We start from the raw sequence: 26,445 nt of genomic DNA on the forward strand, positions 1-26,445 counted from the left end.
TTTTCCTAAACTTTCAAAAAAAGAACTTTTTCTAAATTTTAGATAATATAATAAAAAATAGGCTATAAAAGATATCTCTTATAATATGTCTTATCGATGATACCTCATCTGCTTGAAATGTTGAGGTGTTTATGATTGATAAAATAATGACATATGTTAATAAGTTAACAGAGGTTGGTGTTTTTAATAATTATAAATCAACAAATTATATTTCCGATGTGTCTAATACCCCTGCTGTATATAATACAAATATTAAACAGTTTAGCTTAAATAATGTAAATAATTATGTTTATCTTGGATCAACAAATAGTCCACTACTTAATAATATGGGAATTACCCTTGATGATGATGGAACCTTAATGTTAATAAAAGGGAAAACATATGATTTATTTACCGGATTAATTCAAAAGTACTTTAATGGAGGTTTTAAATATAATGTATTTCATATCAACTCTCAACATGGTGATGATATAAAATTTAAAGAACTATATGTCGATTATAATGGGTTTTTAATTGGGAGTAAGAGAGATAGTTCAGGAAATAATAATGAACTTTATAAAATAAAATTTAAAAAGATTGAAGGTGAATATAATTTAAGCGATGACGCCACCGATAATACTAATATTAATTTTATTATTGAATATGAAAAATATGAAATAGAAGATAGTTTAAAACATGATTTATCTAATATTAATAATATTATAGAGAAAGAAGAAGGAAATGTATTAAAAATAAATAGAGAAGGGATGCCTATTACTATAACTTTACAAGATAATAAACTTTTTACATATGGCTTACCACCAACGCTAATGCCTAAAGAGGATGACGTAGATGGTAAGAGTAAAAAAAATGAAATAAAATTGCCATTAAAATCAAAAGATAAAATATTAGCGATAAAACCGGTGTTAAATAAAATCCAACTTGTGGTTGATAAAGGTAATAAAATAAAAATATATTACTTTGATCCTCTGCATATTTTTGCATTAAAAGATTATCATTATGAAATCACTCGTTTAACTCAAGAGCCACCGTTATCTTTTTATTCAATAGTTGGAGAAAATAACTATAAAAACTATCACTCAGGACAGCCATTTTCTACTCAAAAAATAGGTAATTTTAGTGCTAAAAATATTCCCTTTTTTTCGTCGGCTATTGATAATGCAAGGGTTCACTTTGATAGAGCAAAACAACAATATGCATTAAAAAAATATGGTGCAATGGTAAAAGATATCGCGAAAAGTCTTGATCCTGGTTTTAGAGGGATGTTTTCTACTATAAAAGCTATAGTTAATTCTGCTACATTACCGAGAACAATTAAAACAGATGCTTTAAATGGTGTAAAAAAGGTGATTAAACATGATTATAATCTGCTTAATAAATATATTACCGGAATTAACAATGGTAAATCTCAAGGTGAGGTTGTTTATTCTTTAGTAGAACAATTAAATGATAAAGAGAGCATTACAATTAGCCAGTATAATGATATCCGTGCATTCTTTGGTATTAGTGCATTTCATTTATCTCAAAATATTGGTGTGAGTGCGTTTCTTTTAGCTAATTTTGCGAAAACACATGCCCTAACAATTTCAAAAAATAAGCAAGATGAAGTTGTATTCTCATTTGTAAATAAAATGGATGCAGGGATTGCTACGGGCTTATCTGCTGGGATTATGAACAATGAACAAAAATGGAGAGAAGGGGCGTTTAATTATGGTTTTGTAACACCGTTAATGGCCACTGTGATACTCGATTATCATTATGAAAAAAAATCTAATTTTTCATTTAAAATTCAACCAAAAGATTTAGTCGAATTTATTAATCAAGGGGTATCTCTTACAGAAAGTGAACTTAAGGATAATGCAACGCTGGAATTTAATAGAACACAAAACGCGTCATTAGGTGTTGAACTTAGAAGTGAAGTCAGTTTTGATGTGGGAGTTTCTGCTAATGAAAATATAGAATTAAATTTACCGAGAAATGCGGTTGGTGCTAATCTCTCTTTAAAAATAATAAATGTCATTCACAATATAAATAAATTTATTGGTCATGGAGAGACCAAAGCAAAACAGTTGGAAAAAAATGTTGATGTTGAGTATTTTAGCGGAAGTTTTGAATTATACCGAGATTTAAAATTTACACCTTCAGCGACAAAAGCATCGCATAATATTCACTGGTATCCATTGACATCATTGAAAAATTTTGAAGTCATGTTAGAAAAAAGAGTTAATTCACTATTTAAACATAGAATTTATGATGGCAAAATAAAACAAGACAAAAAAGAATTTGAAGCACATAAAAATAATTTAAAAGGACTTTATAAAAGAGTACTTAAAATAAATAACCTATTTGATAAATACCCTGTTCAATACGATGTTAAAAGAAGTATAAATAAACTTGATCATGTTTATTTACAGTTGGATGCAAATAAGAAATTAAAAAACAAACTAAATCCACAATTGATGGAGAATGATCTTTCTCTCAAGAGTGATGTAATAGATAACTCAATAGATCTAGTACACAATAATAACAGAGTACAACAATTCTTAGCTGATTTAACAGAAAAGAAAAAAATACTTTCTTCACAGAAAAAAAATAATATGAATGAAAAATTTAAGCCATATTTTATTTCTAAATATCAGCTAAATAGTGAGGGGAGAGTGCGTTATTCAGTGCTTGAAACTCAACTGGAAGAGCTTATCAATGAAGTGAAAACAGATGAAAATCTAACAGTTAATGATATAAAAGATAAATTAGATAATTTCTATAATAATGCGAAACAAGAGTTAAATAATATTGAATACCAGCTTAATTCAATAGATGTGATGTCTATAAGTGAACTCGCCGATAAAGCAAAATCATTTCCTCTTGCTTTTTTACGATTAGAAAGCAAAAAGTCTATTATGCATCATCAAGTTAAAGGTGAAATTAATTTTTTATATGATAAATATGAAAAGCAATTGGAGAAAATAACCACTAATTATTATTTTCATTAAACCATTTGTTTTTCTTATCTTTATTTGGGGTGATGTGTAACGTATATATTATTATTCAATGTTTTTTTGGTTTTTTACAACAGATCTCTATGGAATAATATCTTATATTTCAATGTTATTTTCTTTTTTATAGAATTTAGTTCTAATAAATTCATGTAATCGAAAGGATAAGTTTATTAGATTGTCATTTAGCCTAATATGGTGCTATAAGATAGTTTCCCTTGTTAATCAGACAATATGACTAATGAATATAGCAAGTCTTCTTGAACAAATTGCAGATAAAGGTTGGTGTGTATGGGATGATTTCCTTACACCAGAGGCGGTTAAACAATTGCGTGCTTGTTTTGGTAATGATGCACAACAAGCACGTATAGGACGTCATGAAAACCTATTAGCAGAAACCACGATACGCAGTGATAAAATTCGTTGGCTAGAGCCGCAAATGGGAGAGCCAGTTCAACATTATCTTATGCAGATGGAAAGCATTCAACGAGCAGTTAATCGTGAGTTCTTTTTAGGGCTGTTTGAATATGAAGCGCATTTCGCTTGTTATGAAAAAGGTGCTTTCTATAAAAAACATCTTGATGCATTTAAAGAAAATGTCACAAGACGTTTAACGACAGTGTTATATCTTAATGATGAATGGACACCACAAGACGGTGGAGAGCTAGTTATCTATGATCTGGATGATAATCAATTAGCGACAGTCGCCCCTCAAGGTGGTCGTTTAGTGGTTTTTCTTTCAGAACAATTTCCACATGAAGTATTACCTACTCATAAAGAAAGGATCAGTATTGCAGGGTGGTTTCGAGTTAATGGTGTCAGAGATAATTTTCTCGATATCGCCAGCTAAATGATGCAATAAAGTGTTATTGTCGTAATAGAAATAGCATGGGATTAGGCGCGTTTCTTATATTAGGCTATATAGCTTAATGATAAGAGCGCGCTTTTTCTGTTATTAATGACTGAAAATAATGTGTAATTAATGGAATAGAGTGAAAAGAGAATAAAGAAAATTGTTGATTTTCTGGTGGTTAACAGGACAATAAAACCAAACTTTATGGGGTAAAAATAGAATGAATGAATTTTCGATTGTCTGCCGTCTATTAGGTACATTATTTCAACGAGCACCGAGTGATGCTATTTTAGCACCGATCATAACCATGATAGCCGAAGATAAACTAAGCCAATTATGGCCATTAGAGCAAGATGAACTATTCAAAACGTTAAAAAGTAGCGTAGCTGATTTAGCGGCAGTAGAAGCTGACTACCAATCGCTTTTTGCTGACCCAATACCCGCAGTATCTCTTTATGCACATGATTACGGTGATATAAAAGAGCAAGATATTCGTCAATTCTTAGTCACTCGAGGTATGCCTGTCACCGGATCAGCGACAGATAGCTTTGGTGCGTTGTTACTTGCCGCTTCTTGGCTTGAAGATAATGCCGCACAAGATGAAGTATTAGCACAAACACAGTTATTTGATAACTATCTATTACCTTGGGCGGGAACCTTTTTAGGTAAGGTTGAAGCGCATGCTAAAACAAATTTTTATCGTACTTTAGCAGCAATTACGCGTGGTGCACTTTCTGCATTACGAGAAGAATTATCAGATGAAGAAAACGAAAAATAAATAATTAAATCCTATAATAAAAACGTTGTTTTTTTGAACGGCACCCTAGAATAGCTATCTTATTTGGGTGCCGTTCCGCTTATTGCGCATGTTATGGCTAGAAAATAATTAATTTATATCAGCATTAATCCTATGACTCATCATCATGATTAATATTCAATATATATTATAATTATTTATATTTATAAAAACCAATGCCCTTATTACGATAAAAATATTTAATTAACCATTTTGTGATTAAAGTTGGATCACAAACTTACCCGGTTTAACTTCAATCCCTTTTGCTAATTTAAAGGCAGCCGCTTCTGCACTATTTTTTTCAGGGTTGAGCACATAAACAGGCTGATTATCAAAATAAGTCGCAATAGTCGTATCTAAGTAAGGTTTTAATGCCATTACAACCGGCTCCATTTTTTCAGGAGACACTTTATAGCTATCAATTTTCATTGACTTGATATATATCGCCCCAAGCTCTGCTTGATAAAAGGGTTGGCCTGATAAAGTTAAATTCACATTCGCGCCAGTTTTGCCAAACAAAGAATCAATTTTAAGAGAAGCACTACCAGAAAAGCTCACTTTTCCAGGCTCAGTACGACCAATTTGGATCGCTAAACCACTTAATGTGATATCGGCAGAAACAACACCGTCTTCCCCAATGTGTTTTTGTAATCCCGATTTTTGACTCAGATAGTCATTAATTACTTTTTCACTGACATCAAATTGTCTGATTTGATCACAGCCAGTCACTAAACTAGTTAATACAAATAAAGCAGTCAAAAAAATAGCTTTCATACACACTCCTTGATGGTAAACACGCTAAGTGTACCTGATCTCTATGGGGTAAGCATGGCTGTTTCAATTTTTTTACGATTAAATTGTCGATGTAGTGCGTAAAGGGTGATAAATCCTATTGAGCCTAATAAAAACCAAGGTAGTTCAGGCAGTTCAAGTTGTTTGCCAATATCATACATCCATCCCCCTCCGGTATAGCCAATCGCGCCACCAAAAGCTAACCCTAATCGACTAAAACCCATATAACTGCCTCGAGCACGAGGATCTGCTAAAGAGGCACTTAATGTTTCTCGAGCAGGCTCTGCGGTAATAGTGCCTAGGTAAAATAGGGTGATAATAAGAAATATGGCATGTAATGAGTGGGTGATCCCCACAGGAAACATACTGATACTCATCAGAAATAATCCTGCCATTAAGCGCTGTTCTAGGCGAAAATGTTTTTCACTCCAACGGGCAATAGGGTAAAGCAGTGTTAATGATAATAAAGCTTCAATCGCATACATCCATTTTACTGCGCTAGGGGTGCCGGCAATTTCATTAACAACAATCGGAAACATCAGCATAACTTGTACCGACAGTACAAAGTATCCCGTAAGAGTAAGAACATACTGAACAAAACGTTTATCAAGAATAACGCGTTTTAGCCCTTCTTTTATCGGTGTTCTCGTGGTTGATATACGATAGGCAGGTAGTAACCAAGCATTAAAAATAGCCGCAAGAACGAATACGCCAGCGCCAACCCAACAAACTAAATGGAAATCATAAAGGAGTAACCAACTGCCAATTAAAGCCCCAATAACGGCACCCGCACTATCTTGCATTAATAATAAAGAATAAAACCGACCCCGTTCATAAGGGCGAGTTAATTTTATCACGAGGGCAGTTCTTGGCGGATCAAATAAAGTGCCACCGAGTGCAGATAAAATACAAGATAACCAAAGGATCCAAGGTTCATCCGCTAAAGCCATTAATGCAAAGCCAAGAGCACGTAATAGCATACCGGTAATAATCATCGGCTTAGCACCAAATCGGTCGGCGATGGCACCGCCAAAAATGCCTAAGCCTTGCTGAACAAGTTGTCTTAACCCAAGGGCAAAGCCGACAATCACACCCGCCCAGCCTAATTGCTCAACAAACCGAATTGATATTAAAGGGAATACGACAAAAAATCCTAAAACAACCAGCATATTGTCAAGGAGGAGAAAGTATTTCCCCAAGGTGCGAGCTTGTGTTACCAGTGCCATTATTCACCATAAGTTAAACAAATGATTTAAAATAAATAAAAGGGAGGGCAAAGACAGAGCTTTGTTTATCTATTCTGTCTGTTAATTTTATTAATTGATAGCTTATTATAGATGATATTTTTTTATTGATGATAATGCTAGAAATAGTAGGATTACTTCAGAATAAGATTAATCAAAAATACAACAGGACTGATATGTTTGGTTATCGTAGTGGGATCCCTAAAGTTCGTTTTGAAACGAAAAGAATGATCGTTCGCTTAGCTTATGAAAGAGATGCAGAGAAGTTAGCTAATTACTATACACTAAACCGCCATTTCTTGATCCCTTGGGAGCCAGTAAGAGATAAATCGCACTATTTACCTTCAGGGTGGGAGCACCGCTTACTTTATATAAATGAATTGCACCGCCAAGAGAGTGCTTTTCATTTTCTATTATTGACGCCAAAAGAAGATGAAGTCATTGGGGTCGCTAATTACAGCAATGTCATGCGTGGTGCTTTTAATGCCTGCTTTTTAGGTTATTCAGTCGGTGAGAAGTGGCAAGGGCAAGGCTATATGTCAGAAGCATTGCATGAAACATTACGCTTTATGCAACGTCAACAAGGAATGCATCGTATTATGGCAAATTATATGCCTCATAATTTACGCAGTGGAAATTTATTGGCTAAACATGGCTTTGAACGAGAAGGTTACGCTAAAAATTATCTGCAGATAAATCAAGAATGGCGTGATCATGTGCTGACCGCATTAACAACTCGTCCTTCTCCCAAAGGATAATGGCGAATATACATTAAAATAGTGAGTTTTTTGACTAAGGTGAACTATTTTTTGATCAAAAAAACAGTTAAGTGTATTCCTAGCAAGTTGATGATTGATTTTTCAGTGTGAGAGACGGAGTATAGTCTCTTTCTTTTTATTCCTTACCACAACAAACACTAGAATGAACTATGAATTTACTTAAATCACTGGCTGCAGTGAGTTCGATGACGATGTTTTCACGAGTACTGGGCTTTATTCGTGATGCGATTATTGCGCGTATTTTTGGCGCAGGTATGGCAACCGATGCTTTTTTTGTTGCTTTTAAACTACCTAATCTATTGCGACGCATTTTTGCCGAAGGCGCATTTTCACAGGCATTTGTTCCTATTTTAGCTGAGTATAAAAGTCAACAGGGAGAAGAGGCAACTCGTACCTTTATTGCTTATGTATCGGGAATGCTGACGTTGATCTTAGCGATTGTCACAGTAATAGGGATAGTTGCCGCACCGTGGGTTATTTATATTACGGCACCCGGTTTTGCTGATTCAGCGGATAAATTCCAACTCACAACGGATCTATTGAAAATCACCTTTCCCTATATTTTATTAATTTCATTAGCATCATTAACAGGGTCTATTTTAAATACTTGGAATCGCTTTTCTGTTCCAGCTTTTGCACCTACGTTGTTAAACGTGAGTATGATCTTTTTTGCTCTCGTTGTTGCTCCTTATTGTGATCCACCTATTATGGCGCTTGCTTGGGCTGTTTTAGCAGGAGGAATTTTACAGTTGGGGTATCAACTTCCGCATCTGAAAAAAATAGGGATGTTGGTATTACCGCGGATCTCGTTTAAAAATAGCGGAGTGTGGCGTGTTATTAAATTGATGGGACCCGCTATTTTAGGGGTTTCTGTCAGCCAAATTTCGCTGATCATCAATACTATTTTTGCCTCATTCTTGGTGTCTGGCTCAGTCTCTTGGATGTATTACGCCGATCGCCTAATGGAACTTCCTACTGGTGTGTTAGGGGTGGCATTAGGAACAATTCTATTACCTTCATTATCTAAAAGTTTTGCCAGCGGCAACACACAAGAATATCAGAAATTAATGGATTGGGGATTAAGGCTTTGTTTTTTATTGGCTTTACCTTGTACCTTGGGTTTGGCTTTATTATCAGGCCCTTTAACCATTTCGTTATTTCAATATGGTAATTTTAATGGGCATGATGCTCTAATGACTCAACAAGCATTAGTGGCGTATTGCATTGGGTTAATGGGGTTAATTATTATAAAAATATTAGCACCGGGCTTTTATTCTCGCCAAGATATTAAAACCCCGGTTAAAATTGCCATTGCAACGCTTATTTTGACTCAATTAATGAACCTTGCTTTTGTTGGGAGTTTAAAGCATGTGGGACTGGCTCTTTCGATTGGATTAGCCGCTTGTTTTAATGCAGGAATGCTATTTTGGCAAATCCGTAAACAAGATATTTATCAACCATTAGCGGGTTGGCCTATCTTTTTATTAAAACTTGCTATTGCGTTAGCTGTGATGAGTGCTGTATTAGTCGGCATGCTATGGGTGATGCCTGATTGGCAACAAGGGAATATGCTAATGCGTATTTTACGTTTATTACTTGTTGTTGTTGCTGGTGCCGCAAGTTATTTTGTCACTTTATATGCTGTTGGATTTAGACCGAAGCATTTTTCTCTACGCGCATTATAATTTTATTGTCAAACTGGCGCCTCACTGAGTGTAACAAAGTGGGGCGTTGTCTATTTATTACCACTATTTAACATCACCTATAGTTAGTGTTTTTCTCTTATTTTAGACAAAAAATATTGTTATCTAGATCACATTTATACCATGTAATTTACGCAATAAAATACATGATTAAATTTTCTAGCGAATAGTCGTGAAGGAAAACAAGAGATAAATATTTATTTTTTTATTAATTTTTTTTCTGTCAAATAAATAAATTCTCCATTTTTTGCCTATATTAGCCCATATTTAACCGTTAATTAATAAGAAAAACTTAACATATTTTAAAGGTGATGGGTTTAGACAAATTGTGTACTTTAAGTAATATTTTACATAAAGTAAAAAAATAGACGCTATTTTCTAGCAACTTACGCTTTGACAAATTATCTTTTTTTAGATAAACTCTCTTGTGTTGTTTAGGTTTAAAAATTGACACATCTGTTAAATATTTCTTACTAAATGATGAGATATTACGAATATTTCAAAATGTTGAGCTATATTTTAAAACATTTGAATTCTTTGATTTGAGACATATTATTATTTTTTCATTCAGGTAGATTAACAGTGACTGTAAAGTTATTTGCTTGTTATCGTTCAGTACTACTGAAAGCAATCATATCTATTTTGTCTGCGCTTCGGATAGATAATGCGATTGCTAGGGATAAGCAGTGAACAGTAGATTGTGTTAATAATGAAATTTATTTTGGATCTGTGATTGGTAAGTAGTTATAACTACTCATTTTAGGTCTAAAACCTGATAGTGGTTTTTTCATTTCTCTCGTCTTTGTTTTCTGTTTTTCCCTCTCTTTTCTTATTCTTGAATACCTTTCTTTATTTTTTCTATTAATAGCTCTATAACGCAAATTATTTTCTATCTAATTTATTATAATTAACTAAGCTATCAAGCGTTATAACCGTTGAATATGTAGAATAAAAACTACTAAATAATCATTTAACGAGTATTTTATCACACTAAAAAATAAAGTGTGTTTTAGGAGCGATTATGAAAAAGGCCATTATCTTTTCGGTATCATTAGCCACATTATTTCTTGCTGGTTGCACTGCAGATGGAAAAATCAAAACCTCTCAACTGACACCCGTTAACTGTGTCGGCGTATTTAATAAAACTAATGAACAAGTCAGCTTTACGGCAAAAGATGTTGATCAGCGCTTATACAGCCCAGATAAGCCAATAGACAGTGTTGATGGTTGGATTGATGTTAAAGATGTTTCTGGTCTTCTCTGTGAGGATGTGATCACGGCTAATGAAGACTAGTGATATTAGCATCAAGGCATGGTTTATTGTTAGTTAAGATAGTAACGGTTAATCAACTCGCTATTAAGTTTCTATCTATTAAGTTTCTATAATGAAAAACCGATGGTGATTTCACCATCGGTTTTTTTAGATAAATATAATGGCTTAATTACATTCTATCGACAGTTTCAATACCTAAAGTCTCTAAGCCTTGCTTTAAGGTTCTTGCTGTTAAACGTGCTAGCTTAAGACGGCTTTGGCGTACATTGTCATCTTCGGCCGATAGAATAGGGCAGTTCTCGTAAAAACCTGAGAAGGACTGCGCTAAATCATATAAGTATGCACACATTACATGAGGTGTACCTTCACGTGCAACCTGCGTGATAGTCTCGTCAAACTGTACTAAACGTAGTGCCAGTTGTTTTTCATGAGGCTGTGTTAATGAGATAGGCTGGGTTAATGCGCTTTCATCTATTTCTGCACGTTTAAAGATAGAGGCAACACGAGTATAGGCATATTGCATATAAGGTGCAGTATTACCTTCAAAACTTAACATCAGATCCCAATCGAAAATATAATCGGTGGTTCTGTTCTTTGATAAATCTGCGTATTTAACAGCACCAATGCCCACTACACGAGCAATATTATTTAATTCCTCTTCATCCATATCAGGATTTTTTTCGCGAATTAATGTTAATGCTCTTTCATGAGCCTCATCGAGTAAGTCAGTTAAACGTACTGTGCCACCCGAGCGCGTTTTAAATGGACGCCCATCTTTACCTAACATCATGCCAAACATATGGTGTTCGAGTGACATACTATCAGGAATATAGCCTGCTTTACGGACGATAGTCCAAGCCTGCATTAAATGCTGATGTTGACGTGAGTCGATGTAATATAATACGCGGTTTGCATGTAATTGTTCATGGCGATATTTAGCACAGGCAATATCCGTTGTTGTATAAAGGTAACCACCATCTTTTTTCTGGATAATGACTCCCATTGGTTCGCCTTCCTTGTTTTTATATTCATCAAGGAAAACAACAGTAGCGCCTTCACTTTCAACAGCAAGACCTTTTGCTTTAAGATCAGCAACAATACCCGGCAGCATTGGGTTATAAAGACTTTCACCCATAATATCATCTTCGGTTAAAGTGACATTAAGGCGTTGATAAGTTAGCTGATTTTGTTGCATTGTGATATCGACAAGCTTGCGCCACATAGTACGGCAGTATTCATCACCACCTTGTAGTCTAACGACATAATTACGGGCACGTTCAGCGAATACTTCATCTTCGTCATAACATTTTTTAGCTTCACGATAGAACTCTTCGAGATCCGCTAATGCCATATCTGCGGCATTTTCATTTTGCTTTTTCTCTAAATAAGCAATCAGCATACCGAATTGCGTACCCCAATCACCAAGGTGATTAGCGCGAATAACATTATGACCTAAAAAAGAGAGAGTACGTGCGCTGGCATCACCAATAATGGTTGAACGCAAGTGACCCACATGCATTTGCTTTGCAACGTTAGGTGATGAGTAGTCAATCACAATCGTTTCAGGGGTTACCTTGGTAATATTAAGGTGCTCATCCGCTAATGCGAATTCGGCTTGTTGTGCAACCCAAACGGGTGATAAGAAGATATTGATAAAACCAGGGCCTGCTATTTCAACTTTATCTGCAATATCTGTGATATCAAGGTGTTCCAGAATTTTTTCTGCGAGTTGTCGGGGTGGGATACCCATTTTTTTTGCCGCTCCCATGACACCATTCGCCTGATAGTCACCAAATTGCACTTTAGCTGACTGACGGACAAGTGGTTCGCTATCAGCAGGGGCGCCAGCAGCGCTCATCGCCATACTGATTTTTTCTGAAAGAAAAGCCTGAATATTCACCGGGTTACCTTAAATTATTGAGAAAATAAAACCTGACGACATTAGCCAGACAGGTTTTTATAAAGAATATGAATTTAACCTTGAATTTATAACATATTCTAGCTAGAACATGCTACTATCTGCGCCTTATCTTTAAGGGTTTTTCTCTGTTTTTTCTCTTAGGTTACTTATCATGGTGCTTTTTTCCGCAATTCCTTTCTTAAATAACTTAACGCAAGAGCTTCCTCTATTTGCAAAAAATTTAACTCTACTGGCGAATAAACTATCCCTCGACCTTGATGCTTATCAAACCGATCATATATCGTTACGTTGTCACGATTTGGCGTTAGCAGAACAGTGGCGTAATGGCTTAAGTCAATGTGGCGAGTGTATTTCAGATAATATGATTAATGGGCGACCTATTTATCTCTTTAAGCTAGCCTCACCTTTAACACTGTTAGGCCAGCAAATATCTATTGTTGAGTTACCTTATCCAACAGATAAAAAATACCAATATCAAGGTTGGGAACATATTGAACAGGTAATAAATGTTGCTCCTGAAAAATTAGTTGAAAAGGTGATGACATTATTACCCCATCCTTTACCTGAAGGGATTAAAATTAAAATAAGTGAACCTAAAGCTGAAAAAGAACGTTTACCTAATCCAACCGTTGCCATAACCGATGGTATCGTTACCATAAAGTATCACCCATATTCCTTACTGAAAATTGTAGAAAGTGAGTGTTGAACAACATTTTTAGAAAATAAATTGCTTGTATCAGCACAAAATTCTGATATTGGAATTGAATGAGTAACGATATTCGACAACTATTATTAACAATTACTGATAGTAGTTGCTGAGAAATATCGTTATTTTCTAATTGCTTTCTGTATTAAGGATAGAGAGGGGTGGTATGGCAAAACTGGAGATTTGCTGCTTTGGTGCAGAATGCGCACTGATCGCAGAACGTTCGGGGGCTGATAGAATTGAGCTGTGTACAAGCCCGTCAGAAGGGGGTGTAACACCGAGTTATGGAATATTAAAACAAGTCATAGATCTCGTTCGTATCCCCGTTCATCCTATTATTCGTCCGCGTGGTGGTGATTTTTGTTATAGCCAAGCCGATTTTGCTGCGATGAAAAACGATATCAGTATGATCCGTGATATGGGTTTTTCCGGTGCTGTGGTTGGTATATTAAATGAAGAAGGTCACATTGATTTACCTAAAATGGCGATTTTGATGGAATTAGCAGGGCCTTTAGCCATTACGTTTCATCGCGCTTTTGATATGTGTATTAATCCATTGCTAGCGTTAGATCAGCTGACTCAATTAGGTGTTGCTCGTATTTTAACTTCAGGTCAGCAAGCTAATGCTGAATTAGGCTTACCTCTATTAAGAACACTGAATGAAAAAACCCAAGGGCCGATTATTATGGCGGGGGCGGGAGTTCGTTTAAGTAATATTCAGAAATTTTTAGATTCGGGATTACAAGAGATCCATAGCTCAGCGGGCAAACAAGCACCCTCGACAATGAATTATCGTAAAGCGGGGGTCACCATGAGTTCAGACAGCGAAGTGGATGAATTTACCCATTATTGTGTGGATGAAGATGTGGTGGGGGCAATGAAGGATATTATGAGTATTTATACAACATCTGTTAATTAATATAATCTTTTATAAATCGAAAGGGAGTGATAGTGTTTCACTCCCTTTATTAAATTTATTGACCAATAGCTAGATTATTAATAGCCAGACCAATCCAAGATGGAACGGGGCGATGTTTTCCGTCAGGTTGTGTTATCAAAGAGCACCACAAACCTGCTTCGTTACAAGATGAATCAGGCCTTGTATCACCTCTTACTGTGAATTCATCTGCCTTTAAAGCCAGCGCAGCTGAGCCACCGCCATCTAACTCCATAGATTGCGCAATGCTAAGGCCATAATATAAATGATGCAGATCATTGCGGCTTATTCCCTCTCTATAACTACCACCTTGGAAAATATAAATAAGGCTATTGTTATCATCAGCACCCATTGCGAGTCGGGTTGTCTCTGAATCGCCAGAATCAGGGGTAGGGAGTGGTGTTAATCCGCGAACAGGTAAACCGGAGCCTGATATAGCAATAAAGTGATATCCTGATAAAGAGAGTTCATTGGCATACAGTTCAATCGCAGGATCAGATACTTTTTTGCTATAGTAGATATCTATCCTAGATGTTTGATCTAACACCCAAAACAGTGCATCTAATGCGATTTGCTCATTATTGTTATTGATAAAGTAATTAGGCCCTGCAAAAAACTGATTGGGCTCGTTATGAGTACCATGAGTGGGTCCTTGTGCGATATTATCGTAATATATCCCTAATGGCACTGAGCAAAGATTACTCTGCCAAGTGGTGTTATTGAGTTGAGGACGAACATCAAAATAGTTTGCATTTAAAGCCACTAACGGTTTATCTAGTTTGTTCCATGCCTGTTCTGGGGTATAAAGCTCCGCTGTCTGTGAAGTGCCATCCTGTGTTTTAGCATTTGTATTACCTTCGCAGCGGGCTGCCTCGCCTTGATGAGTATCACCTAATAGATGAGGAATAAGGTATTTTTCTTTTTCATGAATTCTAGGAATAATCAATAGATTGCCGTTATTGGCTAATGTATAGGTTCCTGAGCCTGCATTCATTGGTATTTCATAATGACCACCAAAAACGATATGACTTGGTTTTCCTGTTGTTAATGTTTCTGATTTTGCGTTCTCAATGAGAGAAAGCATTGCATTATAGGTGATATGAGATTCGATATAAGCCTCGCCATTACGAGCATTATCCCCTGTTATCTGAAATGAACCTACTGCTTTACCATGCTCCCTAAAAATAAGCCATATCTGTTTTATATCTACGTTATAATCTCCCGAACGCACTGCGCTAAACTGCAATCTCTGCACATGTTCATCTATGTTATTAATATTTTCTGTTGATCTTATTTCTTGTGTTTTCCCTGTTAATTTATGAGTGGCATTGGCGATAATATCAATAGTTATCCCATCGTATTTCGCCCCTTTAAAGGATATCTTGTGTAGATAAACATCGATAAATAATGGTCTTAGATCTTTTCTATCACAAATATCAGTACTTAACTTTAAACTGACCGATTTATTATTGATATTTCGATTAGACATATTCACTTCTTTTCTTCCCCAGCAATTCCATTTTGCTGCTGGCGCGGGACTATTATCTTGCTTTGATGGCACAGTGGCAGAGAAGGCAGGAAATATACTGCACCCTATAATAATGGCTAATAAATAATGTTTTAACATAAAGTTTTCTCCATTTGGCTAACAATAATTTGATAAAAATTAAAATAGATCCTCATTAATAATGAATAAGTTAAAGATTAAAGTTAGCAAATGTTTTACTGCTTTTTATATTATAAAATTCCTCACAGTGGAAAATAATATTGAAATAGTGTTTATTGAGTTAAGTTTTATAATTAACAGACTGTTAAAAATAAATATCCAAAAAATTAAATAAAACAATAGAAACTGCTAATAATGTTTATGTTAAGATTAAAAATAAAAAGATTATTAGCAATAAAGACGCTAAAAATTTTTATTGCTTCTAGCGTCTATACTGTTTTAACGTGGGAGCTAATTAGTTTGGTATGTTGCTATTAGAGTAATAATGTATTTGTTATACCACATTGTTTAACAAAATCTTCATCGTGAGAGATTAATAATAATGTTCCTTGATATTGAGATAATAAATTTTCCAATAACTGTTTAGAGTCTAAATCTAAATAATTATCAGGTTCATCTAATAATAAAACGGCAGGGGGTTGAGGACTATAAATTAATGCTAATAGTGTTGCTTTTAATTGCTCACCGCCACTGAGTGTTTCTAAAGGAAATAAAGACTTGTTACCTCGAATACGTAACATACCCAGTTTTGTGCGCCACTGCTCAATGGTCATTAATGGCTGATATTGATATAACGCTTCAGCAACGGGTAATGATTTATCTAATAAAGTTAAATGTTGATCAAGATAGCAATAATTTGGGTTGAGACGATATTCGCCGGATAACGGGGATAGCTTGCCCATTAAACATTTTAATAAGGTTGACTTACCGCTGCCATTTTTACCTTGTATATGCCAATGTTCACCACCATAAGCGGAAAAGGAGTAGGGAGTTTGCTTGCCAAAAGGTAAAACAAGCTCTGTGGCAAATACATTTAACCGATGGCCATCGCCTTGATAGTTTAATATTAATTTTTGCTGATGAATATGAGTTAACTCTTGTTCTAACTGTTGTTTTTGTGACTGCATATCATCCATAACGCGCTGATGTCGTTTAGCTATTGATGACTGTTTTTTCTCAGCTCGATTGGTTTGCATATCAAGAAGTAACAGTGATTGAGAGCCGCTGTTTCTTATCTTTTCACCTTGTTTACGTCGCTTTAATGCTTTTTGTAATGTTACATGTTGTTGGCGTTTTTCCTGTTTTATTTGACTATTGATACGCTCATTTGCAGCTTCGATTGAGGCTATTTGCGCATTTTTTTGTGTTTCATAAAGCGAATAATTACCGCCATATTCTTGTAAGCCTTTTTCACTCAGTTCAAATATATTTTCAGCATAAGATAATAAATGTCGATTATGGCTAATAAATAATACACCTGATTTATGATGCATTAATTGTTCAACGAGCCATTGCTGACCTTGATGATCGAGATGGTTATCTGGTTCATCTAATAATAGAAAATGATCGTCATGTAAAAAAGCCTGACATAATGCTAAACGCGTTTGCTCACCACCACTTAAGTGGGGAATAGGTGTATCAAGTGAAACCGGCAGTTGTGCTGAATGAAGTAAATTTTGCCAAGTCATGGGCAAATGCCACTTATCTTCAAGTAACTCAAAATCTTCTAATGAAGCACTGCCGTTATCAACCCGTTTAAATGCTTGAAAAAAAGTATCTATACCTAAAGCATCAGCAATGGTGTTACCTGTTAGGCGAGTAAGCTGATCGACATGAATAAAAGGCATACGCCACATGATATGGCCTGATGAAGGCAATAGTTTTTGTGCTAACAATTTTAACAGCACCGATTTTCCTTTACCGTTCTGACCAATTAAAGCATTTCTTTGGCAAGCCAGTGAATGAGTCAGCGGTGGGAAAAGCGCTTCTTGATTGAATTCAATATTAAGCTGAGAAAATTGACAGGCGATCGTCATAATTAAGCCTCCTAAAAAATAGGTGGCAGACAGCAATGATCTTAATTGAGTTTATAGAGCAATAAACGAGTGTCTGCCAGTAACAGAAAATGGATACCAAAACGGTATTGAGAGAATTTTCTGGCAGAATTTAGTTCATTGTAGGGAAGTACCTCTTGGAGAGAAAAAAAGATAAAATCATGAAGAATTATAATGACAAAAAAACCTTAATCAATACTCAAATAAAATTTATTGTTTATAGACACGGGGATTTTATATAAACAGAAAATAAAACCAACAGGTTATAAAAAGGGTATTATTGATAAATACCCTTCTTATAGAAATGACTCGTGGTTAATTAAGGTTTAGTCGCAATTAAAATTGCCCGTTTAGGAGCTGGATAGCCTTCAACGGTTTTGGTGTGATCGAGAGGATCTAAGAATGCTTCTAATGAATCAGTCACCATCCAATCCGTTTTACGTTGCTCTTCGAGTGATGTGACATTTTCATCAACAATGCGTACATCTTTAAAACCGCATTTTTCTAACCATACTTTGAGCATTTTGGCTGACGGTATAAAGTACACATTACGCATCTGTGCATAACGCTCACCAGGAATTAAACATTGGAATTCATCACCATCAATCACAAGACTCTCTAATACTAATTCACCACCAGAAACGAGCTGATTTTTCAATTGCCAAAGATGATCAAGTGGTGAACGACGGTGGTAAAGAACCCCCATTGAAAATACCGTATCAAAAGCATTTAGTTCTGGCATTTGTTCAATGCCGACAGGAATTAAATGGGCACGCTGATCGTTACCTAATAATTTTCTGACTGCTTCAAATTGGCATAAAAAGAGCTGAGTGGGATCGATACCGACAACAAAATCAGCCCCTTCACCAAGCATCCGCCACATATGATAACCACTGCCACAACCAACATCTAAAACTAATCGGCCTTTAAGAGGCGAAAGATGGGGCAATACGCGATCCCATTTCCAGTCTGAACGCCATTCAGTATCAATATTGACACCATAAAGAGAAAAAGGGCCTTTGCGCCATGGCATTAATGCTTTTAGAATATTTGTTAAACCAAGTTGTTCACCGGTACTTAATGCTGGGGTTTTATTGGCGATAACACCTTGCTTTAAATTAAGTTCAGTGGGCGTAATCTCAGGTAAGTTTTCCAGCATTCTTTCCCATGAAGCAAAATGGCCATGTAAAGCATGGGCGCGCCATTCTGATAATTGTGCCGGCAGCGTATCAAGCCAATGAAATAACCGTTCATCTTGCGCAATATGTTGATAAAATGAGCTAAAATTTATCATGATTATTCGCCTTTAATGGCTAACAGAGAGCCAAAATTAAAACATTGGAACCAAACTTCAGCATGAGGAAAACCTGCTTGATGTAAGCGTGATTTATGTGTTTCAACAGGATCAGTGAGCATCACATTTTCTAACATACTACGTTTTTGACTAATCTCTAATTCACTGTAGCCATTAGCACGTTTAAAGTCGTGGTGCATATTAAACAGTAATTCACCAATTTGTTTATCTTGAAAACTGAATTTTTCTGATAACACTAAAACCCCACCAGGATTTAACCCTTGGTAAATTCGATTTAATAATCTTTGGCGATTATCAGGGGCTAAAAATTGTAAGGTGAAATTAAGGACAACCATTGAGGCATTATTAATGTCAATATCAAGGATATCGCCTTCAATAATTTCAACGGGTGTTGCTGCTTTATAAGCATCAATATGACGTTGACAACGCTCAACCATCGCAGGTGAATTATCAACACCAATAATTTTACATCCCGCTACATCGATATTACGACGCATAGAAAGGGTAGCAGCACCTAACGAACATCCTAAGTCATAAACTTGGCTGTGAGGGGTGACAAAACGACCCGCTAACATGCCTATCATAGAAATAATATTGGAGTAACCGGGCACTGAGCGTTTGATCATATCAGGGAACACTTCAGCGACTTTTTCATCAAAGCGCCAGTCACCAAGATTAGCAATAGGTGTCGCAAATAAGTTGTCTTGTGGTGCTGATTTTGAATTAGACATAACTAAAATAGACTTAAAGAATAAAAGAAGCGGGTATTCTACCAGAAGCGACGTTGCTCACAAAGTTGCATTATTTAGAAATAAATTAGAAAAACAGGTAAACCTTTTCGATACCTTGCCGTTATTAGACTCAACAGCAAGGATGTCTATTGTGATCATGGATGATCATATTTTCCTTGTGGTATTAATAGTAGAAGGAAAAAATTTGTATCCAAGGAAGGAAGTAAATATTAGCAAGGATCATTAAGACCATTGATAAATAGGTTGCGGCCATACCAGAGCGACGCCAGCGTATCTCGCGGTGTTTCAACCCGTAAGAGTGAAGAAGACGACCGGCTATTAAAATGGAGCCACAAATATGTACCATCCAAACAAAGGCGCCATTCATTTCCATGATAAGTAATAAAATCATAGAAATAGGGATGTATTCCACTGCATTACCATGGACGCGAATAGCGGTTTGTAACTCATAAAAACCACCATCACCGTATGCAACTCGATATTGTGTTCTAAGTTTTACAACATTTAGGGACAATTTAATCAATAATAGTGCGCCCAATACGATATAAAGCGAGCTAACCATCTTTTCTCCATTGCCAAAACTAAAAAAACGGCGAATTTAATGATAAACCTCAAAGCGATTTATGTCGCTATAAATAATTATTATTAATTAATTATTTGGGGATTAGCAAATCCTTGAAAAGATGTATCATATAATCTAGGTCTATACTCTTATCGTCGGGAAGAATTTTCGTTATAATGTCTGCCTTTTTTTTTGACACTACTCGAAAAAGACTATTGCCAAAATTTCCGCAGCAGAAAGCACAACAAGCTGAGTAAAAGGATATTGTATGCGTACTAATTATTGTGGGCAGTTGAATAGCGCCCATGTGGGCCAAAAAGTGACTCTTTGTGGTTGGGTTAACCGCCGCCGTGACTTAGGTGGACTTATCTTTATTGATATGCGAGATCGTGAAGGTATCGTTCAGGTCTTTTTTGACCCAGAGCAGAAAGAGGCATTTTCACAGGCTTCAGAACTGCGTAATGAATTTTGTATTCAAGTCACAGGAACAGTACGTGCTCGCCCTGATAGCCAAGTTAATAAAAATATGGCAACAGGTGAAATTGAACTAGCGGCAGAATCGCTGTCTATTTTTAACCGTTCTGAAGCGCTACCTTTAGATAGCAACCAAACGAATACAGAAGAGCGTCGTTTAACTTATCGTTATTTAGATTTACGTCGCCCTGAAATGTCACAACGCCTAAAAACTCGTGCGAAAATCACAAGTTTTGTTCGTCGCTTTATGGATGGTGAAGGGTTCCTTGATGTAGAAACGCCAATGCTAACTAAAGCAACGCCAGAAGGTGCGCGTGACTATTTAGTACCAAGTCGTGTTCATAAAGGTAAATTCTACGCATTACCTCAATCACCACAGCTTTTCAAACAGCTGTTAATGATGTCTGGTTTTGATCGCTATTATCAAATCGTAAAATGTTTCCGTGATGAAGATTTACGTGCTGATCGCCAACCTGAATTTACCCAAATCGATGTTGAAACCTCTTTCATGACCGCAGAACAAGTGCGTGAAGTGATGGAGCGCATGATCCACGCATTGTGGCTAGATATCCTGAATGTTGATTTAGGGGCATTCCCTGTCATGACCTTTGCAGAGGCTATGCGTCGTTACGGCTCTGATAAACCAGACCTACGTAACCCAATGGAACTCATCGATATCGCTGATTTAGTGAAAAATGTTGAGTTTAGCGTCTTTGCACAAGCTGCTAATGATGAAAAATGTCGTGTTATCGCGTTACGTGTACCGGGTGGTGCATCGTTAACTCGTAAAAATATCGACGAGTATACTCAATTTGTCAGTATTTATGGTGCCAAAGGCCTAGCGTGGATGAAAGTCAACGAAAAGGCAAAAGGTATCGAAGGGGTACAAAGCCCTATTGCTAAATTCCTGACTAATGATGTGGTTAACAGCATCTTAGCGACAACAAATGCAACAGATGGCGACTTAATTTTCTTTGGTGCGGGTCGTCAAGGTACCATGAGTGATGCTATGGGAGCGTTGCGCCTGAAAGTCGGTCGTGATCTGGAACTAACTGATCTTAACGCATGGAAACCACTGTGGGTTATTGATTTCCCAATGTTTGAAGAAGATGAAGATACCGGCAGCCTAAGTGCAATGCACCATCCATTTACTTCACCAAAAGATCTCACGCCGGCAGAGCTAACCGCACATCCTGTAGGCGCTGTAGCTAATGCCTATGATATGGTTATTAACGGTTATGAAGTTGGTGGTGGCTCAGTGCGTATCCATCGTAATGAAATGCAACAAGCGGTATTTAGCATTTTAGGTATTACTCCGGATGAGCAACGTGAGAAATTCGGTTTCTTATTAGATGCTCTGAAATTTGGTACACCACCGCATGCAGGGTTAGCATTTGGTTTAGACCGCTTAGTGATGTTATTAACAGGAACAGATAATATCCGTGATGTTATCGCGTTCCCGAAAACCACGGCAGCGGCTTGCTTAATGACCAATGCACCAAGTTTTGCAAATGAAGACGCGTTAAAAGAGCTGGCTATTCAAGTGACAGAAAAAGAAGTTAGCACAGATAACGAGTAAATGATGAAATATAAGCACCCAGTATGTGTTTTAGTTGTTATCTATGCCAAACAGACTAAGCGGGTGCTTATGCTGAAGCGTCGAGATGATCCTGATTTCTGGCAATCTGTGACAGGGAGCCTTGAAGAGGGCGAAACACCTTATCAGGCCGCATTACGAGAAGTGCAGGAAGAAGTAGGAATTGATATCATAAAAGAAAATCTTGAGCTGGTGGATTGCCATCGTTCAATTATTTTTGAGATATTCGCACACTTTCGCCATCGTTATGCGCCTAATGTGACACATTGTCAGGAACATTGGTTTATGTTAGCACTTCCCTCTGAACGGGAAATTGAACTGACTGAGCATACGCAATACCAATGGTTAGATGCGCCACTGGCGGCAAAATTAACTAAGTCAGCCAGCAATCAGCAAGCGATTGAAGAATTTGTTATTTAATTATTAGACCACGTTTGGAGATATTTTCATGGCAGGTCATAGTAAATGGGCCAATACTAAACACCGTAAAGCAGCGCAAGATGCGAAACGCGGTAAGATTTTCACTAAAATTATTCGTGAATTAGTTACAGCAGCACGTTTAGGTGGTGGTGATCCTGCAACTAACCCACGTTTACGTGCGGCAGTTGATAAAGCATTATCTAACAACATGACTCGTGACACACTAAACCGCGCAATTGCTCGCGGTGCGGGAAATGATGAAAACGATAATATGGAAACCATCATTTATGAAGGCTACGGCCCTGGTGGTACTGCTGTTATGGTTGAATGTTTAAGTGATAATCGTAACCGTACTGTTTCCGATGTTCGCCATGCCTTCACCAAAACAGGTGGTAACTTAGGAACGGACGGTTCGGTATCTTATCTCTTTACCAAAAAAGGTGTTATCTCTTATGCACCGGGTGTTGACGAAGATGCCGTCATGGAAGCCGCACTAGAAGCGGGTGCAGAAGACGTTGAAACTTATGATGATGGTGCTATTGACGTTTACACAACCCCTGAAGCTTTCGGTGAAGTAAAAGATGCCATGGATGCTGCGGGTTTTGTCGCTGAATCAGCGGAAGTTTCCATGATCCCATCAACAAAAGCAGAGCTTGATATTGATACCGCACCAAAATTAATGCGCCTTATCGATATGCTAGAAGATAGCGACGATGTGCAAGAAGTGTATCACAACGGTGATATCTCTGATGAAGTTGCAAAACAACTGGAAGATATTCTGTAATTGGTATCACGATAACGGCCAATAGTGGTGTTTTACACTGCGTTGAATAGTGCGAAGAGAAGAGCAGAGCAAGCGTATTTGCTCTTTTCTCTCGCCATCGACCTTATCCGCCATAGGAATTGTTATGGCTATTATTTTAGGTATTGACCCTGGCTCTCGTGTCACGGGATATGGCGTAATTCGCCAACAAGGGCGACAACTTATCTATTTAGGAAGCGGATGTATTCGTACACAGGTTCCTGATCTCCCAAGCCGACTGAAACGCATTTATGCGGGAGTCAGTGAAATCATCACTCAATTTTCACCCGATGTATTTTCTGTTGAACAAGTCTTTATGGCAAAAAATGCAGACTCGGCATTAAAATTAGGCCAAGCAAGAGGTGTGGCGATTTTAGCGGCAGTCAATAATGATCTTCCCGTATTTGAATATGCGGCACGTCAAGTAAAACAGAGTGTGGTAGGAACAGGGGGAGCCGATAAAAGCCAAGTACAACATATGGTACGCTCAATCTTAAAACTATCTGCAGCGCCACAGGCAGATGCTGCCGATGCGCTAGCGATTGCGATTACACACTGTCACTTTAATCAAAACTTATTGCGTGTAGGTGATCCGCGTCTTGTTTTAACGAGAGGCAGGTTAAGATAGGCTATCTGTTGGTAAAACAGATGAGTTTTTCGCAGGCTGGATATACGTCCAGCTTTTTTTATGTTATAAATTTGGCGTCAATATTTTTGCGGAGGCGTTAGGGTGATAGGACGTATTAGGGGCGTTATTCTTGAAAAACAGCCACCAGTGGTGCTGATCGAAGCGGGTAATGGGGTGGGTTATGAAATAAATATGCCTATGACCTGTTTTTATGAGTTACCTGATATTGGTCAAGAGGCGATTATCTACACACAATTTATTGTTCGTGAAGATGCGCAATTACTATATGGTTTTAATCAAAAACAAGAACGGGCATTGTTTCGTGAATTGATAAAAGTCAATGGTGTAGGGCCTAAGCTAGCACTGGCTATTTTATCAGGAATGTCTGCACGCCAATTTGTCACCGCAATTGAAAATGAATCCATCTCCTCATTAGTTAAATTACCGGGAGTCGGTAAAAAAACCGCAGAACGATTAGTGGTTGAAATGAAAGATCGCTTCAAAGGGCTTAATGGCGATCTATTTGAACAAAACGGCGATATTGAGCTACCAGCCAGTGCATCATCGAAAGCGCCATCTGCTGCAGATATTGAAGCAGAAGCTTCCGCTGCCTTAATTGCCTTAGGTTATAAACCACAAGAAGCTGCCAAGATGATTAGTCGGGTAGCAACGGCGGGTGCTGATAGTGAAACACTTATCAAAGAAGCATTACGCGCAGCGATTTAGGAGTAATTGATTGTGATTGAAGCAGATCGCCTGATTTCAGCAGATATACAACAACCTGAAGAAGAAATTATCGATAGGGCTATTCGTCCTAAGCTGCTTGCTGAATATGTGGGACAACCACAAGTTCGTGAACAGATGGAAATCTTTATTCAGGCGGCTAAACTACGTCATGATGCCTTAGATCACTTACTTATCTTTGGCCCGCCGGGGCTTGGTAAAACCACGCTGGCTAATATTATTGCCAATGAGATGGGCGTTAATTTACGTACAACCTCAGGGCCTGTATTAGAGAAAGCTGGCGATCTTGCTGCTATGCTAACCAATCTTGAGCCTCATGATGTACTGTTTATTGATGAAATTCATCGACTCTCGCCCGTTGTTGAAGAAATACTCTATCCGGCAATGGAAGATTATCAACTTGATATTATGATTGGTGAAGGGCCGGCAGCACGCTCCATTAAAATCGACTTACCGCCATTTACTTTAGTTGGGGCGACGACCCGAGCGGGATCGTTAACCTCTCCATTACGTGATCGTTTTGGTATTGTACAACGCCTTGAATTCTATAATGTCGATGACTTACAGCATATTGTTGCACGTAGTGCCAGCTTTATGGGGTTAGAAATAACCGCAGAAGGGGCGCGACAAATTGCTATGCGTTCACGAGGCACACCGCGTATTACTAACCGCTTATTACGCCGAGTAAGAGACTTTGCTCAAGTCAAAGGTAATGGCGAAATTGATGAAGATATCGCGTCTAAAGCACTCGATATGCTTAATGTTGATGCTGCCGGTTTTGACTATCTTGACCGAAAACTACTCTTTGCCATTATTGATAAATTTATGGGTGGCCCCGTAGGGCTTGATAATCTTGCGGCAGCTATTGGTGAAGAGCGTGAAACTATCGAAGATGTATTAGAGCCTTATTTAATTCAGCAAGGTTTTATTCAACGCACCCCCCGTGGTCGTGTAGCCACAAATCATGCTTATCGTCACTTTAATCGCATTATGGAAGCACCGTGATCTGATAAAGTGCTTTGGATATCATTGGGCGATGGTGTTTAATTTCGCCCAATCATTCAATTATTTTGCCTTCCTCTATTCTCATTCTCAATATATCTCATCTCTATATTTACACCTTATTATATAAAAATAATTTTTTAATTTATAACTATCGTTAACATACTAACAATAGAAACTCAGACGATTAAATTAAAACTTCGCTATCTATCAATCGTTATTTTTCCTACTCGTTCATTGAATTTATTTATTATTAACGCCCATAAAATGAGTATTGGTACGTAAAAATAAGACCGAAATATACGCATATTGAGTGTGTTAAATAAAAATAGTGGCTTAATTAGCATGATATTTTAATTAAATTGAGCTTAACAGCTAAATATATTGACCAATTTGGACTGCTCATGGAAAAAGGACAGTATAATTCAATGTAATTGATTTTTAATACTTTAAAATCAATGGATTATATGCGCTATTTTTGATTTAACATTTCTGTTACAAAATATATTTTTATGTACATAGTGTTTCTTGGGTTGCGAGCAATTTGTCTATTTATTCATCATATTTTATGCTGATAAACACTTTTTG

Annotated in this window: 22 protein-coding genes; 14 read left to right on the forward strand and 8 right to left on the reverse strand. The window is 37.0% G+C overall.

Going from position 1 to position 26,445, the window contains the following annotated elements; translation table 11 throughout:
• Positions 1 to 131: 131 nt before the first annotated feature.
• From HMPREF0693_RS00680 to HMPREF0693_RS00690, 3 genes are all read left to right on the forward strand, one after another.
• The gene (locus tag HMPREF0693_RS00680) at positions 132 to 2,993 is read left to right on the forward strand and encodes a hypothetical protein (RefSeq protein WP_004242696.1); all 2,862 of its coding nucleotides are present in this window, start codon (positions 132 to 134) and stop codon (positions 2,991 to 2,993) included.
• 244 nt (positions 2,994 to 3,237) lie between these two features.
• On the forward strand, positions 3,238 to 3,846 hold the full coding sequence (locus HMPREF0693_RS00685; protein WP_004242697.1) for a 2OG-Fe(II) oxygenase: 609 nt from the start codon (positions 3,238 to 3,240) through the stop codon (positions 3,844 to 3,846).
• A 223-nt stretch (positions 3,847 to 4,069) separates the two neighbouring features.
• Positions 4,070 to 4,627, forward strand: a complete 558-nt coding sequence (locus tag HMPREF0693_RS00690; protein WP_004242698.1) for a TorD/DmsD family molecular chaperone — start codon at positions 4,070 to 4,072, stop codon at positions 4,625 to 4,627.
• A 237-nt stretch (positions 4,628 to 4,864) separates the two neighbouring features.
• On the opposite strand, the gene HMPREF0693_RS00695 is transcribed toward HMPREF0693_RS00690, so the two are convergent.
• Positions 4,865 to 5,419: a lipoprotein gene (locus HMPREF0693_RS00695; protein ID WP_004242699.1), complete on the reverse strand. Its 555-nt coding sequence runs from the start codon at positions 5,417 to 5,419 to the stop codon at positions 4,865 to 4,867.
• Between the two features lie 41 nt (positions 5,420 to 5,460).
• A complete protein-coding gene (gene mdtH, locus HMPREF0693_RS00700; protein WP_004242700.1) occupies positions 5,461 to 6,663 on the reverse strand; it encodes a multidrug efflux MFS transporter MdtH in 1,203 nt (400 codons plus the stop codon).
• Positions 6,664 to 6,857: 194 nt separating this feature from the next.
• Here mdtH and rimJ point away from each other — a divergent pair, with 194 nt between their 5' ends.
• From rimJ to HMPREF0693_RS00715, 3 genes are all read left to right on the forward strand, one after another.
• Complete coding sequence (gene rimJ, locus HMPREF0693_RS00705) at positions 6,858 to 7,439, forward strand: ribosomal protein S5-alanine N-acetyltransferase (protein ID WP_004247975.1); 582 nt, start codon at positions 6,858 to 6,860, stop codon at positions 7,437 to 7,439.
• 170 nt (positions 7,440 to 7,609) lie between these two features.
• A complete protein-coding gene (murJ, locus tag HMPREF0693_RS00710) occupies positions 7,610 to 9,145 on the forward strand; it encodes a murein biosynthesis integral membrane protein MurJ (RefSeq protein ID WP_004242702.1) in 1,536 nt (511 codons plus the stop codon).
• A gap of 1,039 nt (positions 9,146 to 10,184) precedes the next feature.
• Positions 10,185 to 10,457, forward strand: a complete 273-nt coding sequence (locus HMPREF0693_RS00715; protein WP_004242703.1) for a hypothetical protein — start codon at positions 10,185 to 10,187, stop codon at positions 10,455 to 10,457.
• 148 nt (positions 10,458 to 10,605) lie between these two features.
• Here HMPREF0693_RS00715 and argS read toward each other — a convergent pair whose 3' ends face one another.
• Entirely contained in the window at positions 10,606 to 12,336 is a 1,731-nt protein-coding gene (argS, locus tag HMPREF0693_RS00720; protein WP_004242704.1) for an arginine--tRNA ligase, read from the reverse strand.
• Between the two features lie 172 nt (positions 12,337 to 12,508).
• On the opposite strand from argS, the gene HMPREF0693_RS00725 reads away from it, so the two are divergent.
• Complete coding sequence (locus HMPREF0693_RS00725) at positions 12,509 to 13,063, forward strand: VOC family protein (protein WP_004242708.1); 555 nt, start codon at positions 12,509 to 12,511, stop codon at positions 13,061 to 13,063.
• A 166-nt stretch (positions 13,064 to 13,229) separates the two neighbouring features.
• Entirely contained in the window at positions 13,230 to 13,982 is a 753-nt protein-coding gene (gene cutC / locus HMPREF0693_RS00730) for a copper homeostasis protein CutC (RefSeq protein ID WP_004242710.1), read from the forward strand.
• Between the two features lie 55 nt (positions 13,983 to 14,037).
• Here cutC and HMPREF0693_RS00735 read toward each other — a convergent pair whose 3' ends face one another.
• From HMPREF0693_RS00735 to HMPREF0693_RS00755, 5 genes are all read right to left on the reverse strand, one after another.
• Positions 14,038 to 15,627 carry a phosphodiester glycosidase family protein gene (locus HMPREF0693_RS00735; RefSeq protein WP_004242712.1) on the reverse strand — a complete coding sequence of 530 codons (1,590 nt, stop codon included), beginning with the start codon at positions 15,625 to 15,627 and terminating at the stop codon, positions 14,038 to 14,040.
• Positions 15,628 to 15,980: 353 nt separating this feature from the next.
• Positions 15,981 to 17,543 carry an ATP-binding cassette domain-containing protein gene (locus tag HMPREF0693_RS00740; RefSeq protein WP_004242715.1) on the reverse strand — a complete coding sequence of 521 codons (1,563 nt, stop codon included), beginning with the start codon at positions 17,541 to 17,543 and terminating at the stop codon, positions 15,981 to 15,983.
• Positions 17,544 to 17,880: 337 nt separating this feature from the next.
• Entirely contained in the window at positions 17,881 to 18,855 is a 975-nt protein-coding gene (cmoB, locus tag HMPREF0693_RS00745; RefSeq protein WP_004242717.1) for a tRNA 5-methoxyuridine(34)/uridine 5-oxyacetic acid(34) synthase CmoB, read from the reverse strand.
• A 2-nt stretch (positions 18,856 to 18,857) separates the two neighbouring features.
• Positions 18,858 to 19,607 (reverse strand): carboxy-S-adenosyl-L-methionine synthase CmoA, encoded by a 750-nt coding sequence (cmoA, locus tag HMPREF0693_RS00750; protein ID WP_004242718.1) that lies wholly within the window; start codon positions 19,605 to 19,607, stop codon positions 18,858 to 18,860.
• 184 nt (positions 19,608 to 19,791) lie between these two features.
• Complete coding sequence (locus tag HMPREF0693_RS00755; RefSeq protein WP_004242719.1) at positions 19,792 to 20,190, reverse strand: MAPEG family protein; 399 nt, start codon at positions 20,188 to 20,190, stop codon at positions 19,792 to 19,794.
• Between the two features lie 268 nt (positions 20,191 to 20,458).
• Between HMPREF0693_RS00755 and aspS the strand changes: the two genes are divergently transcribed.
• From aspS to ruvB, 6 genes are all read left to right on the forward strand, one after another.
• Positions 20,459 to 22,243, forward strand: coding sequence for an aspartate--tRNA ligase (aspS, locus tag HMPREF0693_RS00760; protein ID WP_004251370.1), 1,785 nt, complete (start codon positions 20,459 to 20,461; stop codon positions 22,241 to 22,243).
• A 3-nt stretch (positions 22,244 to 22,246) separates the two neighbouring features.
• Positions 22,247 to 22,681, forward strand: coding sequence for a dihydroneopterin triphosphate diphosphatase (gene nudB / locus HMPREF0693_RS00765; RefSeq protein ID WP_004247981.1), 435 nt, complete (start codon positions 22,247 to 22,249; stop codon positions 22,679 to 22,681).
• A 28-nt stretch (positions 22,682 to 22,709) separates the two neighbouring features.
• Positions 22,710 to 23,465 carry a YebC/PmpR family DNA-binding transcriptional regulator gene (locus tag HMPREF0693_RS00770; protein ID WP_004242729.1) on the forward strand — a complete coding sequence of 252 codons (756 nt, stop codon included), beginning with the start codon at positions 22,710 to 22,712 and terminating at the stop codon, positions 23,463 to 23,465.
• 124 nt (positions 23,466 to 23,589) lie between these two features.
• Positions 23,590 to 24,111 carry a crossover junction endodeoxyribonuclease RuvC gene (gene ruvC, locus HMPREF0693_RS00775; protein ID WP_004242730.1) on the forward strand — a complete coding sequence of 174 codons (522 nt, stop codon included), beginning with the start codon at positions 23,590 to 23,592 and terminating at the stop codon, positions 24,109 to 24,111.
• Positions 24,112 to 24,213: 102 nt separating this feature from the next.
• Positions 24,214 to 24,837, forward strand: a complete 624-nt coding sequence (gene ruvA / locus HMPREF0693_RS00780; RefSeq protein ID WP_004242731.1) for a Holliday junction branch migration protein RuvA — start codon at positions 24,214 to 24,216, stop codon at positions 24,835 to 24,837.
• A 12-nt stretch (positions 24,838 to 24,849) separates the two neighbouring features.
• Entirely contained in the window at positions 24,850 to 25,860 is a 1,011-nt protein-coding gene (ruvB, locus tag HMPREF0693_RS00785; protein ID WP_004242732.1) for a Holliday junction branch migration DNA helicase RuvB, read from the forward strand.
• The last annotated feature ends 585 nt before the right edge of the window (positions 25,861 to 26,445 follow it).

Origin of the sequence: Proteus mirabilis ATCC 29906 (assembly GCF_000160755.1) — a bacterium.
In the GTDB taxonomy this organism is placed as follows: Bacteria; Pseudomonadota; Gammaproteobacteria; order Enterobacterales; family Enterobacteriaceae; genus Proteus; species Proteus mirabilis.